14 protein-coding genes and 1 pseudogene are annotated in these 15874 nt (G+C 60.8%); 6 read left to right on the top strand and 9 right to left on the bottom strand.

The window, feature by feature from the left end; all coding sequences use genetic code 11:
• Positions 1-8: 8 nt before the first annotated feature.
• Positions 9-932: a DMT family transporter gene (locus AC3IF1_RS16220; protein WP_489218432.1), complete on the top strand. Its 924-nt coding sequence runs from the start codon at positions 9-11 to the stop codon at positions 930-932.
• Positions 933-1230: 298 nt separating this feature from the next.
• Here AC3IF1_RS16220 and AC3IF1_RS16215 read toward each other — a convergent pair whose 3' ends face one another.
• From AC3IF1_RS16215 to AC3IF1_RS16180, 8 genes and pseudogenes are all read right to left on the bottom strand, one after another.
• Positions 1231-1875 (bottom strand): hypothetical protein, encoded by a 645-nt coding sequence (locus tag AC3IF1_RS16215; RefSeq protein ID WP_489218431.1) that lies wholly within the window; start codon positions 1873-1875, stop codon positions 1231-1233.
• Positions 1876-2485: 610 nt separating this feature from the next.
• On the bottom strand, positions 2486-4870 hold the full coding sequence (locus AC3IF1_RS16210) for a type IA DNA topoisomerase (protein ID WP_489218430.1): 2385 nt from the start codon (positions 4868-4870) through the stop codon (positions 2486-2488).
• Between the two features lie 1460 nt (positions 4871-6330).
• The gene (locus tag AC3IF1_RS16205; protein WP_489218429.1) at positions 6331-7230 is read right to left on the bottom strand and encodes a hypothetical protein; all 900 of its coding nucleotides are present in this window, start codon (positions 7228-7230) and stop codon (positions 6331-6333) included.
• Between the two features lie 261 nt (positions 7231-7491).
• Complete coding sequence (locus AC3IF1_RS16200; protein WP_489218428.1) at positions 7492-7890, bottom strand: hypothetical protein; 399 nt, start codon at positions 7888-7890, stop codon at positions 7492-7494.
• Positions 7891-8302: 412 nt separating this feature from the next.
• The gene (locus AC3IF1_RS16195; RefSeq protein WP_489220397.1) at positions 8303-8665 is read right to left on the bottom strand and encodes a helix-turn-helix transcriptional regulator; all 363 of its coding nucleotides are present in this window, start codon (positions 8663-8665) and stop codon (positions 8303-8305) included.
• A gap of 151 nt (positions 8666-8816) precedes the next feature.
• Positions 8817-9291 (bottom strand): annotated as a pseudogene (locus tag AC3IF1_RS16190) (helix-turn-helix domain-containing protein); the annotation flags it as partial.
• Between the two features lie 213 nt (positions 9292-9504).
• Entirely contained in the window at positions 9505-10491 is a 987-nt protein-coding gene (locus tag AC3IF1_RS16185) for a hypothetical protein (RefSeq protein ID WP_489218426.1), read from the bottom strand.
• A 246-nt stretch (positions 10492-10737) separates the two neighbouring features.
• Positions 10738-11931, bottom strand: coding sequence for a tyrosine-type recombinase/integrase (locus AC3IF1_RS16180; RefSeq protein ID WP_489218425.1), 1194 nt, complete (start codon positions 11929-11931; stop codon positions 10738-10740).
• Between the two features lie 454 nt (positions 11932-12385).
• Here AC3IF1_RS16180 and AC3IF1_RS16175 point away from each other — a divergent pair, with 454 nt between their 5' ends.
• The gene (locus AC3IF1_RS16175) at positions 12386-12586 is read left to right on the top strand and encodes a hypothetical protein (RefSeq protein WP_243966216.1); all 201 of its coding nucleotides are present in this window, start codon (positions 12386-12388) and stop codon (positions 12584-12586) included.
• Between the two features lie 93 nt (positions 12587-12679).
• On the opposite strand, the gene AC3IF1_RS16170 is transcribed toward AC3IF1_RS16175, so the two are convergent.
• Positions 12680-12862 (bottom strand): hypothetical protein, encoded by a 183-nt coding sequence (locus AC3IF1_RS16170; RefSeq protein WP_489218424.1) that lies wholly within the window; start codon positions 12860-12862, stop codon positions 12680-12682.
• A 162-nt stretch (positions 12863-13024) separates the two neighbouring features.
• Here AC3IF1_RS16170 and AC3IF1_RS16165 point away from each other — a divergent pair, with 162 nt between their 5' ends.
• From AC3IF1_RS16165 to AC3IF1_RS16150, 4 genes are all read left to right on the top strand, one after another.
• Complete coding sequence (locus AC3IF1_RS16165; RefSeq protein WP_489218423.1) at positions 13025-13222, top strand: hypothetical protein; 198 nt, start codon at positions 13025-13027, stop codon at positions 13220-13222.
• Positions 13223-13386: 164 nt separating this feature from the next.
• Entirely contained in the window at positions 13387-14769 is a 1383-nt protein-coding gene (locus tag AC3IF1_RS16160; protein WP_489218422.1) for a methyl-accepting chemotaxis protein, read from the top strand.
• Between the two features lie 153 nt (positions 14770-14922).
• Entirely contained in the window at positions 14923-15354 is a 432-nt protein-coding gene (locus AC3IF1_RS16155; RefSeq protein WP_243966208.1) for a cupredoxin domain-containing protein, read from the top strand.
• A gap of 161 nt (positions 15355-15515) precedes the next feature.
• Positions 15516-15767, top strand: coding sequence for a hypothetical protein (locus AC3IF1_RS16150; RefSeq protein WP_243966206.1), 252 nt, complete (start codon positions 15516-15518; stop codon positions 15765-15767).
• The last annotated feature ends 107 nt before the right edge of the window (positions 15768-15874 follow it).

Below are 15874 nucleotides of genomic sequence, written 5' to 3'. Positions count from 1 at the left end.
TCCCTCGCGTGACACGCACGCAGGCCGGACGGCTCTTCCTCCTCGCCACCGCGACGGGCTGGGGCCTCAACTGGCCGGTGCTCAAGCTGGTCTCTCAAGACTGGCCGCCGCTGTTCGCGCGGGGCGTCGCCGGTCTCATCGCGGCCTCCGGACTGGGCCTTCTCGCCTACGGGCGCGGTGAGCGCCTGACGGTGCCGCGCGCACTTTTCGGACGGCTCGGTCTCGCCGCCGCGATCAACGTCTTCGCCTGGATGGGTTTCACCGGTCTGTCCCTGAGATGGCTCACCGTGCCGGAGGGGGCGCTCCTGGCGTACTCGATGCCGGTCTGGGCCGTGCTTCTCGCCTGGGTTCTGCGCGGCGAGCGTCCGGACCAGCGCGGGTTCGCGGCCCTCGCACTCGGCATCCTCGGTATCTGCGTCCTCGTCGACGGCACCGGAACCGGTCTGATCCTTCGGAAGGCGCCCGGCATCGCCCTCGCCCTGGCCGCGGCCATCCTGTTTGCGTTGGGAACGATCCTTGAGCGAAGGCCGATCGGCTTACCGCCGATCGCCCTCACCGCGTGGCAGGTCGGGCTCGGCTGCCTTACGATGACGCTGATCAGCCTGTTCACCGAGGCGTCCGACATCAAGGGCCTGAGCCTGCCGAGCCTAGCCGGCATCAGCTACATGGCGATCGGCCCGCTCGCACTCTGCTACCTCAGCTGGCAGGCCGCCCTACGCCGGCTGCCGACAGGCATGGCGACCACGGGCATGCTGTTGGTGCCGATTATCGGCACGGCCGCGGCTGCGCTGGTGCTCCATGAGACGATCGGATCGCGACAGATGCTCGCCTTTGTCCTGACGCTGAGCGGTGTCGGCCTGGCTCTGCAGAGGAAGGTGGTGCCGACGTCCCCGACGGCCTGCGCGTCGTCGAGCGCGGGCCTGGTACGCTGACGCGCAGGTGCACGCGGACGAGCGAGACGTCCGCTTCTGGGAAGCACTTCATTGCGGCAGGATGTCCGGGTTGGGCGCATCGCAGAATGTCTGCTTGCAAGCAGCCCCTCGACTTCCATAGTCCACCCTAAGCCAACGTTGTCGGTGCCCGGCACACAACCGCTTCGGGGAAGCTATGGCAACCGTCCGCATGCCCGACGCGGGTGCCTTCTGAGCGTAGAAACCCCCGCTTCGTCGACGCTCGTCGGCCGGCAAAGCTTGAGTGCCTTGCCAGCCAGTTTGCACATTCGCGTCGAGTTCAAGCTTCGGCTGCCGCGGCCGCGTTCGGATGCAGCAAGGCCATCTCATCGCGCTGGCGCATCAGCAGCGGCAGATCCGGCCAGTCGCGCCATTGTAGGGTGAACTCGCCGCCCGGCTTCGAGGCGACCACCACCGCCTCATACCAGCCGTCCTCCTCGCCCTCGGTGATTAGGACCAAGCTGCCGATCGCGATGCCGGCCCAACTGCGCGGATATCGAGGATCCACGGGGCCCGACCCGCCAGGGCAGCCCTCGTCGCCGTTAGCGGGCTTCTCAGAGCTGTGAGCAATCAGTTTGATGCCGTTGGTAGTCGAACCCCTCGACCCGTCGGCGAGTGTCTGCAGGCGCTCATAGACCTCCTTGGCGACGAACGGCACGAAGGCACGGCCCGAACTGAAGACCCGGCCTCGAGGCAGTTCAGCGGCGGCCGAGCGCTGAGCGTCGTCGCACAACACGAGTGCGCGGAACCCTATCGTCTCAGCAGCCTTCGTAGCGAGGCTCACATCCGGGGTGGGAAACCATGCCGCGTGAGGTTTGCCGCCCTTGTCGAGTCCGAAAACGATGAGGGCCGGTACCGGCTTGGCGAGCGGGCTCTCTGCTGGGGGGAGTGCGCCTTTCGGCTTCGTAGCGGTGGCTGCGGTCATAGAATGCTCCAGAAATGCGAAGGGGGCCTCTGATGAGACCCCCTCGGGATGGTTGCGAATGGCTGAGGCCGATGCAGAAGGCCCGGCGGTGGCGCTAGGCAGCTCGGCTTCAGGGTTAGTGGTGGGTGCCTCATGGCGGCCCTCAACGAAGGCCACGAAGCGGCGGCCCAAGCTCAGCTATCAGATTATATTCCTATTTGTCAAGGTGAGCCCACCCGGGCGTACTACGCCAATGGGGCGAAGCTAATGGTTGCTATTCGCTGCGATGCCGGCCTCCGATCTTTTTTGGTCGTCAGGAACGGCCGCTTGTCGGCTCTCTGAGCGGTCTTGATTGCGGCGTGATCGTCAATGGGAGCCAATCGGCATCAGCGTCACTTCTATCGATCGAGCCGGGCGCACCTTGAGATCCGCCAGGCGAGGCAGATGAGCCGATGGACCGTGAGCGCGACCGCGACGTGGCTGAAGACCTGATCGAGGACGCCCGCAAGCAGACGGGCCATACGAGAAGACTGAACGGCCGGGTCAGGGCACTGACCAGCCGGGCGGTGATGATCCCGCCAAAACACCGAAGGACTGACGGCGCTCAGGCATCGACCTTCCGCCGGTCCCCTCAGGCTGGACGTCGAGTGGCTGCCTGTCTCGGCGCCGGTGCCGCCCTGCCTTGCCGCTTGCTGCGCCCGGCAGGCTCCCTGGCTTTGACTGCGCCGGAACTCGGCGTCTCCGCTTCACGCTGCGGCCGCACGGCGTGCGCGTCGAGGAAGCGCCGGCACGCGTCAAAGCCGGTCTCAGCCTCCCGCGGGCAGATGATGCCACACTGCTCGGCCAGGCTATGTGCGTACTTGAGCATCGCCGCGCTCGGAGTCCGGTGGTCGCCCGATCGGTCGGCGTCGCCATCCTGAGGTACGCGTGGCCCGGCGTGGGTGTCGAGAAAAGACCGGCACATGCTGATGTTGCTCTTGCAGCCGCGCGGCAGCTTCACACCCCTTCTCTCCGCCAAGCTAACCGCAAACGACACCATGGCCGGCGTCGGCGGCCGGTTGTCGGCCTGACTGAGCGGGATCAGGCTCGGATCGAGGCTGACGACGGGCGAGTTCGCGATCGCGGCGATCAGCTCATCGAGGCGCGCGCGCGTGCGCTGTCGGAAGGCGTTCGCGCGCTCGACGGCCACGGCACGCGTGGCCGCACGACCGATCTCGGCCAGTTCCGCCTCGAACAGGGCGCGTCCGACCGGGTCACCGTAGGTCGGAAATACACGCCGCACCGCAATCATGAAGGCCAGCCCGACCTCGGTCACCTCGATGGCCGGGTCTTTGCCGTTGGCCAGGGTGATGTAGCGGCTCTTCAGGAGCTTGGGCAGGATCGTGTCGCGGGTGGCGGCCGTGCCGAGGCCCTTAGGCTCGTTCGGGTTGACCGGGTTCTCCAGGGCGCGCTTGACCGCCGGATCATCGACCTGGTCGATCAGCCGACCCATCACCACCGGCAGCTCGCCTCGAGTGATGCGTCGCGGCGGCTCGGTCATCGCGGTGGCGACATCCGCGCCCGTGGCCGATGCGCCCTCCCCGTCGTTCACAAGTGGCAGACGCGCGGACGTGGCCTCGGCCTCTCGCTTGGCCTTGCCGGGTACGACGTCCGCTTCGAGTTCGGCTTCGCTGCCGTAGATCGCACGCCAGCCCGGGGCGCGGATGACGCTGCCCGACACGGCAAACCGCTTCGCGCCCAGCGGCGTTCCGACCTCGGCGGTAACGCTCGTGCGGGCGTCGATGCCGTCGGGCAAGTGGGCGGCGAGAAAGGCTTTCGCGACGAGCTCCCACAACCGGAACTGCTCGGCGGTGAGACGGCCGCGTTCCGGCACCTTGCGTAGGGGCACGATGGCGTGATGCTCGCCCGGGTCCTTGACGTAGTGGCCCTTCGCCCCGCGTCGGATCAGGGGCGCCTCGCCTCCCGGGATGACGTCACGCACATCGGTCAGCTCGGTCGCGATGGCGGTGACGATCGCAGCGGCATCACCCGCCTGCCCCTCCGGCAGGTACTCGGACTCGGTGCGCGGGTAGCTGAAGTAGCCCTGATCGTACAGCTCCTGGGCGAGCCCGGCCGTGTGCTGCGGATCCCAGCCGAACCGCTTGGCGCAGCGCCGCGCCAAGGTGTCCTTCGAGAACAGACGGGGCGGTGTGCGGCGCACGTCCTTGTGCTCGACCGCCAGAGGGCCCGACCACGCTGCGGCGGCAGTTCGGATCGTCTCTGCGACGGCCGGGTCGAAGATCCGATCCTTCGGGGCGTGCCACAGGGTCAGTTCGGCACCGGACTGGGTGGTCAGGTGCAGCGCGACCTTGAAGAAGTCCTGCGGCACGAAGGAGCGGATCCGCTCCTCCAGGTCGGCCAGGATGGCGAGGGTCGGCGTTTGCACGCCGCCAAAGCGCCAGGGCTCCCGGAAGGCGGGCGGGCGCAGGCGCAGCGAGATGGCCCGCGTGCCGTTCAGGCCAAGGTGGTAATCCTCGTACTGCCTACAGAGTGCCTCAAGGTAGGCGGCGTAGTCGCGCTCGCCTGAGCCCGGCTCCTTGGCCAGGGCTGCGAAGGCGCGCCGGATCGAGACGTCGTCGAGCGCGCCGAGCTTGAGCCGGTCGACGCGGCCGCGCCAGCCCAGATGCTCCAGCACCTCCCAGGCGATCATGGAGCCCTCTCGCCCGGGATCGGTCGCGATGATCACGCGCTCGACGCCGCTCAGCGCCTGTCGGATTGCGGCGATCTTCGGCTCGTGCGACTGGCCGGACCGATTGGTGCCGCAGCTGACCGGGATCGTGGCGAGCTTGATGGGCAGCGCCTCGAAGCGCCATAGCTTCCACTCGGGCCGGATGCTACCCGGCTCCTCGGCCGATAGCAGGTGCCCCTCGGCGGCCACGCAAACGGTGTTCGGCGAGCGGAAAAAGCGCTGCAGCTGCCGCATGGCCGAGGGCTTCTCGAAGAAGAACAGCGTGCGGCTGGAACTCGGAGGTGACATCTCGCTATCCGCGGAGGCGCCCGCTGCACATGGCAGCCTGTTCGTATTTTGTTCTAAAAAGGGTTCGCGCGCAATCGCGCTGAGTGAGAAGCCGCAACGCCCTCGCGCCCAACACTCTAAAGCGAAGAAGCTTCTTCTAGTTACGATTGGGCACTCGAATGGATCTGTATCAAACGCACGGATGGGGCAAAGCCAAGGGCAAAATTTCCTAAATCGGACTTTTGCGTCAAGCACTTGGCGGGGCTGAGTCCCACCAAGTGCAGGCACGTTCCGGTTAGATGAGCCGGCGCAACGTAGGCCGATGAGGATCCTTGCCCGAGCTCACATTGTGAAGGAGTAACCGGTTCCACAAGGGCCATCGTTCTTGGAATAGATCCGCCTCGTCGGCGAAAGACGGATGTAAGGTATCGAATTTCGGCCGTCTCTCGGCTGACATATGTTGGTCGTAAGTTCGAGCGAAGATGCGGTGCTTGAAGACGTAAGAAAGCATATGAGGTTGATTTAGCACCGGTTCAATACTGAACGAATGACAGGAGGTGCTACCGGGTCGGAACGTATGGGTGAGCCGGTCGAACGCCTCTTGACTGATTGAACCAGAAACGAGCACACAACTAGAAACCCGCCATATTGCAGCGATGCTACCTCTAGTTCCTAGGGAAATATCGATGCCACCGATTGCGATTGCATTGGGCATCGATTCGAGCAAAGCTTGCTTTTGCTGATCGAGTAGTCTTCCAAGATCAAAATCGACGAGCAAGCCTTTTGCCACTAATGCACTGGGCGGAGTCCACCACAATTGGACCCACGGATCATTCTCCCCAAGGACATGCTCTGCTTGCGCGAGGAGCCGCAGCCGATACCGCCTTGCGCACACCGGGCAAACCCCAGAGAAGCATCGGTTGTCCTTTCGGCAGAGTTTCAAACGCTCGAGGATCCCTTGAGCGGCTCGGCCCCTGTTTTTCTCTAAACGCTCCATAGTGCGGCTGGCTGCTCGGCGACAAATTTCGAATGATTCGTAGCGAGATATGTATGATTTTAAGTCAGTCATAGTTCGTCTCCAGTTGATGGAGGCCACTACAAGCAACCAAAATTCTGCCGCGTCAAATTTACAAACAAGATTTAGGTTGTTTAAACTCGTCCATGATTGACCGATAAGGTCCGAGAAGAGCTTGATCACATTTACGTGATGGGTTCGATCGAAATTACGACTCTGGAAAATTTAACTTCTAACTCATGATCATCTAACGAACCCCCGCGTTGCTCGTCGTCGCAGCGAGCGGGGGTTCGTTCTTTAACGGCTGAGCTTTGCCGAATAGAGCTATTCCTGCTGTAGCGAGGGAGAAGCAAAGGGCTGAGGTAAAACCCCTGGCCGTGCCTCTCATCCATCGAACACGTATCTCGGACCGCTCGATGGCGAGCACATCGTGATAAGGACGGCGCTATCAACCTCACGCCACCCTTCATCGCCGCGACCAGGGCTGCCGCTGTTTCCAGGCTCGAAACTGCTTCAGCGCCTCATCCCGGATTGCATTAGCGAGCGCGGTCCCCTCGCGGTTGCCGAAGAGGAGTCCGTCGAGGGTGCGGCCGGCCATGACGTCGAGCAGGCGAACCCGCTGACCGGTACGTAGCCAATCCTTCTTGATCCGCCACGCCCGGGTGTCGAAGCCGGTCAGCGGCTGATCGCGTGAAACGGTCCGCAAAAAGACGGTGCGGTAGACCTTCTGTGGGGCCTTCAGCGCGTAAACGAACTGGCGCACGATGTCGTCGTCAGGCACCGCCTGAACGTGCACCGAGGTCACGCCTTCCTTGATGCTGGCATGCCGGGCACGGAGCGGCTGGAGGATACCATCGAGCTCCTGACGCGTGGCCCCCCAGGCGAGCAGGTGGCAGTGCCAAGACACCGAGTCGAACACGGCCCAGCCCGATGAGGACCAACGGGGAAAAAGCGCGACCTCGACCATGCCGATGAAGGGCAGGTCGCCTAAAGCCTGCCGGGCCACTTGCTGCAGGTGATAGATCTTGAAGTGGGCGGCCTCGCTCATGCACCGTCGATCCGACCGCAGTGCACGGCTAGGCGCGAACCGATCCTCGAGGGAAAAAGCGTAACGCGCGGGAGTGACCGTCACGAAGCAGCGCGGGCCATATGCGATGCCGGGCTCAGCAGCGACGTGCTTCAGGGCGATTTCGGCAAAGGCGATCCGCGAATAGGCGTTGTTGGCGTAAAGTGCGTGCGCGTTGGACCGCTGAAGCTCGTCGAGCGCATCGCGACAGGCGACCTGCTTGTAGTTCTTGCGCGGGTATTCGAGGTAGTCCTTTATCCGATCGTCAGCCCGCAGGTGAACCTCGGCGAAGGTGGCCATATCGACGATGGTGGGTAGAGGTGATCGCGGGTCGTAAGGTCTGGGGGGTCGAATTTCAAAAACCTGCTTCGGCGGCCTGTAGGAGCGCGAAGGTGATAGAAAATGGGCATATTCTAGCATAGGTTGCCTGCATTGATGAGGTGATAGGTGCTATAAGGTTGTTTGAATAGATGTGTTTCTTGAGCAGTTGGAACTATTCGACGAACCATCTTGGGACCGAAGGGCTCGAGCTTTGTTAGGCCCGAGCCCTTCGTTGTTGAATTACTCGCTATCTAAGCCAATGCAGTCAAATTTTTTGCAGGCAAATTCTTTGTAGTCCGAGGTACCCTCAACGCGTTGGATCTTGAGTTTTGCTTGCTGCCCTTTTTCGATCTTCATCGCTCTATCAAGGTGCTTCTCACTCACCCAAATTTTTAATGCCACAAGGTCGCCCCAAGTCTCATCTTCAAAGATCGCTGCTTTCAGGGCCCTCGACTTTGTAGCGAGCTTCGCAACCGCTTTGACGCCTCCGTCCTCGTCGATTTGCTTAGCTATCTCATCAGGTGAGATGCTATTGTCGCAATAATATCGAGCAACATTTGCATACACGTTGACAGTCTGTTCTTTCTCCCGGGTGTCTGCGTTAAGAATATATCGCGCTAGAGTGTTGAGCTTGTTCAACGTATCGCGCTTGCGGCCGGTTTTTTTTCTCCGTCTCTAAGAAAAATTTCTCTTTCAGAAGTGCCTGGTACCCGAGTACATCGCCGTCAAACAACTTAGCACTGCGAGCGATGTCGGCGATGGCGAGGTGTAATTGATCGCGATAGGATCCTTCTACCGATTCATGTTTCTTTCGAGCTTCTCGAGCGACATCGAGGGCAGATTTCGGCTTCTCTTTCTGTTCCATTCTTCCGACCTTTCGGCCGAGCTTGTTGGCGCCCATTTGTCGGCATTGACGACGAACAAGCTCGACGCTTAATGATGAATGAGGTTGGTTTCTATCGCCCGGAGGAAGTTCGGAGAGCGCGACTTTGCGCCACCGAAGACCCCCCCCGGGCGATTTTGGCGGGTTGCTGATGCCTGTGCGTCTCAGCTAACCGCCCTTGGTAAGGCTCCTGACTATTCCAACCACTTCTGCCCGATGCCAAAAACTCAATCTCCCAAACTTGCAAGGAGCGGGAAAGCGTTTTGCTTTTATGTCGGCGTAAAGCTTGGAACGAGACATCGGGATGATCTGAAGCACTTGCTTCAACCGGAGCAATTGATCGTTCGTTTCGTTGCTCGCATGCTTCATTAAAACCTCTCGTCCAGTTGCAGACGAGAAATGTCTTGCACCAATAAAATCGGAAAAAACTCGGGTTGATGGGAAAATTCCTGTTTCATTTTCGAGATCGAAAAGCGGGTTTTGGGCAAAAGGCTCTCTGATCCGCACCCCAAGCCTTAAGCGAGCGCGCACCAAGATTGGGCTGCTCCGCCTTGTTTAGGATATTCGCTTGCTGACGATTCTAGAGTTGCGCCCGATCATGTAGCGACGGCCAAGTCGTCTTCGTAACCGGCTGCGGTGAGACAGTTGCGGCACTCGTTTGCGGTGAAGTGGGTGAAGGCATCATGTCGGTGGCAGCTGCGATCTCGTCGATGAACACCAGCGTGTTGGGGTCGAGATCGGGCATGGCGCCGAACCAAGCTTGGCGCTCGCCTCTCACATCCGCGCACTCCTGCTCAGCCGCGTACAGAGCCCCTTTTTACGGGTGATGCCGTGGCGGGCGAGGAACCGTGACAGTCCGCTCGTGCTGGTCTGCAAACCGTGCGCGGCCAAGGCCTCGCGCAACTCGTGCAGGAACAGCTGCTGTTGCCGCTCATGCGTGGCCAGGATCAGCCCAGCCTGCGCCTCGATGGCCCGCGAGCGCTGGTCGCCACCTCCTTGCGCACGGGGCGACATGCCCCTCCTGTCGGACCCGCGCCGCCCAACGGCTCACGCTCGACACGCTCACCCCAAAGCGGGCCGCCGCTGCGTGGGGAGGCGCCCTCCGCCACCGCGGCAGCAACGCGCTCACGCAGGTCAACCGACAAGGATGACGGCATTGGCAGGCTCCTCTACCCACCAACCCATCAGATCAGAGCACCTGGCGAACCGAACGGGCGCAGCTCTAACGATAAAGACGTCCTGCCCCCGCAGCCTGAACCAACCGGCATGACTGCCCGGGCAACGCTCTAAGTCCCCAAATTCGACCACCTAAACCTTCACGAACCCTGGTTAAAACAGCTAGATCTAAATAATTGACTGGAAAAACAACATTATGGCGCCTTGCGACTTGCTATTAACTTGAGCCTGTCTGCGTAGTCTTCTTGCGCCCAATCTAATGCTAAATCTAAGTGTTTTTGGATAGTCTTTGCACTAACGGGAAAGCCGCAAATCTCACAATCCCTCGCGATCCCCAGAACGTCACCACGCACTCTGTGTTTTTTATCATAAACAGGATAAAGTTTGTGCCGCTCAAATGCCATACTCAAGAGAATGCTGTATAATTTGTGCCTGGTGTTCGTATGAATTGCATCCATGCTCGCTTCTTTTGTCGGCTCATTGAAGTCCCAGCCTTTGCTTTTTGACCAGATTACAAAGCTTTTCGGCATTATAGCGTCGTTTAGGAATGTGCCGGCGGATACAGCTCGATTAATTACCTTGATACGTGATTCGAGAACTTTGGAAAAATCAGCTTCTATCTCGTCGTCGAAATTTGATGGAAGATCTAACGCAAATTCCGGTTCAATTTGCATCGAAAGCGCTGCGGCCTCGGCGACAGTCCACGAGTCCATGGACATCCACCTTTGTAAATCATATATCGCATAAGTTTTTCGAATTTCAGCTATGGTGTTGGCTTCACGCGCTTGTTCGTTCTTGATTCTTGCTTCCATCCAAATCTGCTGGACTTCTCCTGATTTCATCCTCGCGTATTGCCCCATAAGACCCCAGGCATTTTCCACAAAATCCTTAATTCTATTTTGGCTTTCTTCAGAAATATTCTGAATAATTGTGAGGCGCTCGATCCCGAGGATTTCGTGGACCAAATCGCAATAGATTTCACTTGCTTTCGGATCTGATTGGATGCCGATAAAATATAATATGCCGTCTTCAATGCAACGATCTAGGTTCGTTTCTTCTCCTGAACTATAGCCTCCACCTTTCGAGGCAAATATAATCTGCCGGGTTTGATTGTTGAATAGCGGATTAGTCGCATTAATTATGTAATCGATTTTCTCATATCGATAAAATGCCTTTGCCATGAGGACCCCTGTTTGGCTCGTACATCTTCCACTGACAGGTAGCACGTATTAAATTCAAATGCGGTTCGGCTTCGATAATGATGCTGCAGAATTCAAGCTATCGCTGAATTTGGCACACGCTTGTAACCCAAATTGTTGAGCCGATCTATAATTCGACACGTAATTGTCGAATAATGAATAGTGCCATCGCGAAATTTTAGCGGTATATAGGGTGTGGTAAATCGAGTCGGATAACAATATTAAAACTTAAGTTGAAAACAGTCTTGGTGCGCCATTCGCAATGAATTCTCGCCGTTTAGCGGCGAGCACCTTTGCGTAAGTCGTCTCGATCATCCGAACACTCGTTCCGCAGTTCTCCGCCACCACGTTCAGCGGTACTCCTGCCTCAACGGCACGCGAGATGTAGGAGTGTCGCAGCGCGTAGAATGTGCCCGATGGATCGAGCTTCGCGGCTAGCAACGCCCTCTTCATTGGCCGTATCTGATGGCTCGCACCCCAAGCGTCTCCGTCGGCGCGAGGCAACAACGGAGCATCCTTCTCGCGGCCAACCATCAGCCGTGAGAAGAACACTACAGCTTCAGGCTGCAAGATGACGATCCTTGCTCCGGTCTTGCCCCTCGGTACGTACAGCGTTTCGCCCGCGGCGTCGAAGTGGCGGACCTGACACGCGGCAAGTTCGCCATAGCGCGCGCCCGTCAGAAATCCTGCCGTCAGCAGGTCACTGAAGCTCGTATCGTTGCAGCTCTCAAGGAGACGCAGCACCTCCGCGGACGTGAAGTGGACCTCGCGTGCCCGGCCGACCCGCTGGAACGGGCGGACAAGCCGCCAAGCGCTGTCGTTCGATAGACCATTTGTTGGGTCACCCACTGCGTGATTCAGCATCGCTTTGACGATGCTAAGCACTCTATTGGCAGTGTCCTGGCTCCGGCGACGCTGCTCGGCATCGGCGCCGGCCCGCACCAAGCTATCGCGCCAAGCTTCGAGTTGGCGACGCGTTAGATCCTCGATGCGGCTCGAACCGAAGCGCGGCAGGAAGAGGCGTTCCAAGCGGCGGCGGGCGTCGTAAGCTGTACGTTCGTTTCGGGCCTCAAGCCCAGTGAGATAGGCCCGAGCGGCGACCTCCACGGTGAGTGGCGCCTTCAGAGCCCCCTCCCCTTTCTTGCCGCCTGCTGTCGCCTTCGCCTGCTGCTGCGCCTCCCAGAAGTCGAGCACGCTCCGGCCGTTACTATCCTCGAAGTCGTCGGCCTGCCCGATCCGCTTGGTCCAGGAACCGCCCTTCCCGTCGGCGACCCGCAGCACCCAGGTCCCGGCAGTCTCGTTACGACGGTAGCCGAGCGAGACACCGGGTGCGACGCGGGCGAAAACGGGCTTTTTGGCCACTGGCAGACGCAAACGGCTGGTGCGTGTTTCGAGCTTTGATGAACGTGCATTGCGAGCCATGGTGTCCCGCGAGTGTCCCGTGGACGTGCTCGGATGATGCCACACAAAGTTGGACAGGCCAAACGCTAGTTCGAACTGAAAGCGAGATCTATCAGCAGGTTAGCTGGATATCGTTGGACGTTCCTGGAGGAATGGCTACGCCCTTTCACGGCGAAAACACGGGTTCGATTCCCGTAGGGCGCGCCAACAAAATCAAGCACTTAGCTTGTATCGGCGCCTGGCATGTCCAATAAATGTCCCATATACGCACTTGGACGGCGGTAGACTTTAACGCCCGCACGGGATGCACGAGCGGCGTTCGTAAGGGGTGGAAGCAGCCCTGATCATTTCGTGGCCGCCCGGTCGGAACCATCGGTCAGCGCCAGGCTTCCTAGCTTGACCGTGGAAGGATCTGCGCCTTGCACGGCCCGTCAGATGCCACCGTTCCCGGTGGCGGTACGAGAGGAGACATTCCTTGCGCACTTCGATGATCACCGCGGCCCTGCTCGCCACGCTCGGCGCCGCAGCTCTCTCGACGTCTGCCTCGGCGGCCCCTCTCAGCCCGGCCCCGGCCGTCGCTGTCACCGGCGCCCACGACGGCATCGTCGACGTTCGCTGGCACCCGATCCGCCGCATGCGTCACATGATGCATCGGCGCGGGCACCACCGCATGTAATGACCGGGCAGTCGCAGCCGGCGACCTTGTCCGAGGGCTCGGAAGCGGATGACACCGCTGCCGGGCCTTTCTTTTGTGAGCTGACGCGCATCCTCAAAGCATCGAGGCAAGCGACGGCAGATCCGCCCGATCGGCCAAGGCCTCTGCTTGGCGCACTCGATCCCGTGATCGTTCGAAAGCCTCATCCCCATCGTGGTAGAGGCGTTCGGACCGGGCGAGGTCGAAGCGGGCGAGCCTGGGCATCCGGACCGCGAGGAAGGCGTAGATCAGGCGCATAGGATCTCCTTGGCCAGCCGTTCGAGGTCACCAACCGCATCATCTTGGTACTGCCGGAGCGACATGCCGATCCGGCACTTCAGTAGGATCGCCGGAAAGCTCACCATCGGTTCGTCCATGAAGGGCAACAGGACGGCATCAAGCTGACTGTCGAGTTCGTCAGTGGGCTACGGCGGCATCGCAAGCGCGCTCAAGAGCATCGCAGGCGGGCAGCAGAAGCAGGGCCAGAAGGCAGCGGGCGGCGGCGGAATGGCGCCCCCGAAGATGGATGGGCGAGCGATGACCCTGCAGCAGGCCCGGCAGCAGTTCGACGCGAGCCGGTTCTACTCGATGCTGCCGCGGGGCGGGCGGGCCGGCTGATATGCCCGGGGCGCTGGCTCCTCCTGCAGATCGTAGGTCTGGCCGTTCTGCGCGGGCATGGCCCCAAGATGGCGAGAGGCGGGGTGGTTGTCGAGATACCGTACTTGACGGCTCGTTAACCAACACTCGGCAACATCGCGGCAAAACTATCTTGAAAGCGCGCGATGATCGGCCTCTCGTTCCGCCAGGCAGCCAAGCCCTCACCTCAGCCAGATGTCGGTAGCGCAGAGCGCCTTCGGTGTGCTGACGAACAGCGGCTCCTCACAGCCCTAGAGCGGTTAGCCGCGACCCAAGATCTGACCATCGCCGATCTGCCGGATGGTCCGTTGCGGGATGCGCTCTCGCGGCTGCTCACGCGGGGACGCCGAGAGCGGCATACTAATCTGAGCGTTCTGGCGAACGTGGCTAAAGAGGCATCGGAAGCGGCTATCAACGTCGGCTGGACCACTCACGATGTCGGTCAGGTCGCCGACTCGGCCCAGACCATCGCCAGCGCGACCGAGGAAATGGTCGCCTCCATCGCCCAAGTCGCCGACACCTCTGAGGCTGCTGGCAGTTCCGCGGAGGTTGCCCGCACGGCCATGCTCGCCTGCCTGGGTGAACTACGGCAGGTCCGACAGGCGATGCAGGCCATTGACGCGCGAACCTCTCAGATCAATGAGCGCTTGGGTGTCCTACAAGGGGCGGTCGCGCAGATCGGTACCATGGCCGGCACCATCGCGAACATCTCCGGGCAGACGAATCTGCTCGCTTTAAACGCCACGATCGAAGCCGCTCGGGCAGGGCAGGCTGGTAAAGGGTTCGCAGTGGTAGCCTCCGAGGTGAAGGCGCTCTCGGCTCAGACCGCCAGGTCGACGGACGAGATCCGCACCTGGCTCGGGACGCTGCAAACCGAGATGAGCCAGATCGCGCATGCCGTGAGCGACAGCCGTGCTGCGGTGATCGCCGGTTCGGCGACTGTCGAGAAGCTCGGCGCCTGTGTCGAGGAGGCCGACAGCGGTATCCGCCAGACCAGTGACCTGAACCGTGCATTGTCCGAGACCCTTAGTCAGCAGCGGCAGGCCACACAGGAGATCGCGCAGAACGTGCAGGGCATCGCCGCGAAGGCGACCAAGACCCGCGGTGAGATCGCGAGCATCACCGCGCGTCTTGTCGCAGCAGAGGCCACGGCACTCGAGGCGCTCGACGCAGCGGATGAGACTGCTCCGGCCTATCAGCTCGTACGGCTTCCAGGCTACGTCGGCGCGTGGAAGCGGCGGCTGGCAAATATTTTGCTGGGGCAGGCTGCAGCGGATACGACCGCAGTCGCCATGCGGGGCCAGTCGACGCCCGCACTTTCCGTACAGTTGAGTGGCACGGCTGTCGAAAAGCACCCGGCGTTCACGCGGTTCGCTCGAGCGGAACAGCTGGCCCTCACCGAAGCGGCGCGGATGATAACGGCGTTGGCGAAGCGAGACTGGGATACGGGTACGCCAGCCTTCAGCGCTGCGTCCGAGGCGATGGCGGCCATGCTGACGGCAGCGGACGATCTGGCTGCTAGTCAGTGAGCTTGATGTTAGCCCACCCTCGGCCCGAATTGGGCGCACAGGGCAAGGCACAAGCTCCTATCGTCAAGAGCAGGATCCCCAGCGCTCCAGGTGCCCGTGTCAGCCGCTGATCGAGAACGGCGTTGCCCCTTGGTGTATGGCCGATCCTGCTGCATGGCGATCGTTCAAATTTTACGCGTTCTTCAGCCTCTCCCTTATCGAACGCTCCTGCAAAAAGTTCGCATTGATCCGGGTCGGAACATGCGTGCCTCTAGAACCACCGCCTTATTTCTTGCCTCGACCGTCGCGCTCGCCGCGGCTGGATCGGCTCGCGCGGATCTCTCCAGTGCCATGAGCATCGTGCTGCAGAAGAGCAGGCACTACGCGCCGACCGACCTGTTCCTGCATCGGGGTGACACCATCACACTGGTCAACGGCGACGAGAACGCTGTGCATCACGCCTTCATCGAGGCCGATCGGTTCGCGTTCGATGCCGGCGATCAGGAGCCGGGGAAGCAGGCCACGCTGACGCTTAAGGAGCCGGGCGACTTCATCATTCAGTGCGGCATCCACCCGAAGATGAAGCTCACCCTCCACGTACAGTGAGAGGCAAATACGAAGCCAAGGGAGGGTAGTCAGTTTGGGTGCGGTGACACAACCTGCAGCCGACGCAGGTCATGCGTGCAACTCTGGGTATCCTTCCGAACTCGGGCTGGATGTAACGATTTCCTGAGGGCCGCAGGTCCTAGCGGGATCGGGCACCTTTTATGGACGCGGTTGAGGATCAGCGAGATGTCGTGCTCCACAATCTCGTGAAGCACGCCGGTCCGGCGCGAGCACGGCTGCGTCTATCTCTTCCCGATGCAGCGCGCCTCGTCCACGTCGAACCCGAACTCATCGCGGGTATCGAGAAGGGTGGCGACTGCATGGCTCCACTCATCGTGCTGACGCAGTTTGCCCTGTTTCTCGGCCTTAACGAGCTTGGCCTACCGCGCCCTCAGCCCGCCGGGATGGAGTAGTCGTCCTACCAAAACGTATCCGGCCGAAACTTCAGCTGAGGCCAGCACGTACCGCTCGCCTATGAGCGAACAACACGACAAGCCCGCGACCCTGGATGCAGCGTTAG

The sequence above is a fragment of the Methylobacterium sp. E-012 genome (assembly GCF_057836545.1).
Note: the sequence above shows the minus strand (reverse complement) of the source record. Positions and strands in the feature narration are given on the sequence as shown.

Coding starts and splice junctions, on each gene's coding strand:
- AC3IF1_RS16215 (WP_489218431.1), bottom strand. CDS start 1,875: ATGACCGCAGCCACCGCTACGAAGCCGAAAGGCGCACTCCCCCCAGCA.
- AC3IF1_RS16210 (WP_489218430.1), bottom strand. CDS start 4,870: ATGTCACCTCCGAGTTCCAGCCGCACGCTGTTCTTCTTCGAGAAGCCC.
- AC3IF1_RS16205 (WP_489218429.1), bottom strand. CDS start 7,230: ATGGCCACCTTCGCCGAGGTTCACCTGCGGGCTGACGATCGGATAAAG.
- AC3IF1_RS16185 (WP_489218426.1), bottom strand. CDS start 10,491: ATGGCAAAGGCATTTTATCGATATGAGAAAATCGATTACATAATTAAT.
- AC3IF1_RS16180 (WP_489218425.1), bottom strand. CDS start 11,931: ATGGCTCGCAATGCACGTTCATCAAAGCTCGAAACACGCACCAGCCGT.
- AC3IF1_RS16170 (WP_489218424.1), bottom strand. CDS start 12,862: ATGCGCCTGATCTACGCCTTCCTCGCGGTCCGGATGCCCAGGCTCGCC.
- AC3IF1_RS16160 (WP_489218422.1), top strand. CDS start 13,387: ATGATCGGCCTCTCGTTCCGCCAGGCAGCCAAGCCCTCACCTCAGCCA.
- AC3IF1_RS16155 (WP_243966208.1), top strand. CDS start 14,923: ATGGCGATCGTTCAAATTTTACGCGTTCTTCAGCCTCTCCCTTATCGA.
- AC3IF1_RS16150 (WP_243966206.1), top strand. CDS start 15,516: ATGGACGCGGTTGAGGATCAGCGAGATGTCGTGCTCCACAATCTCGTG.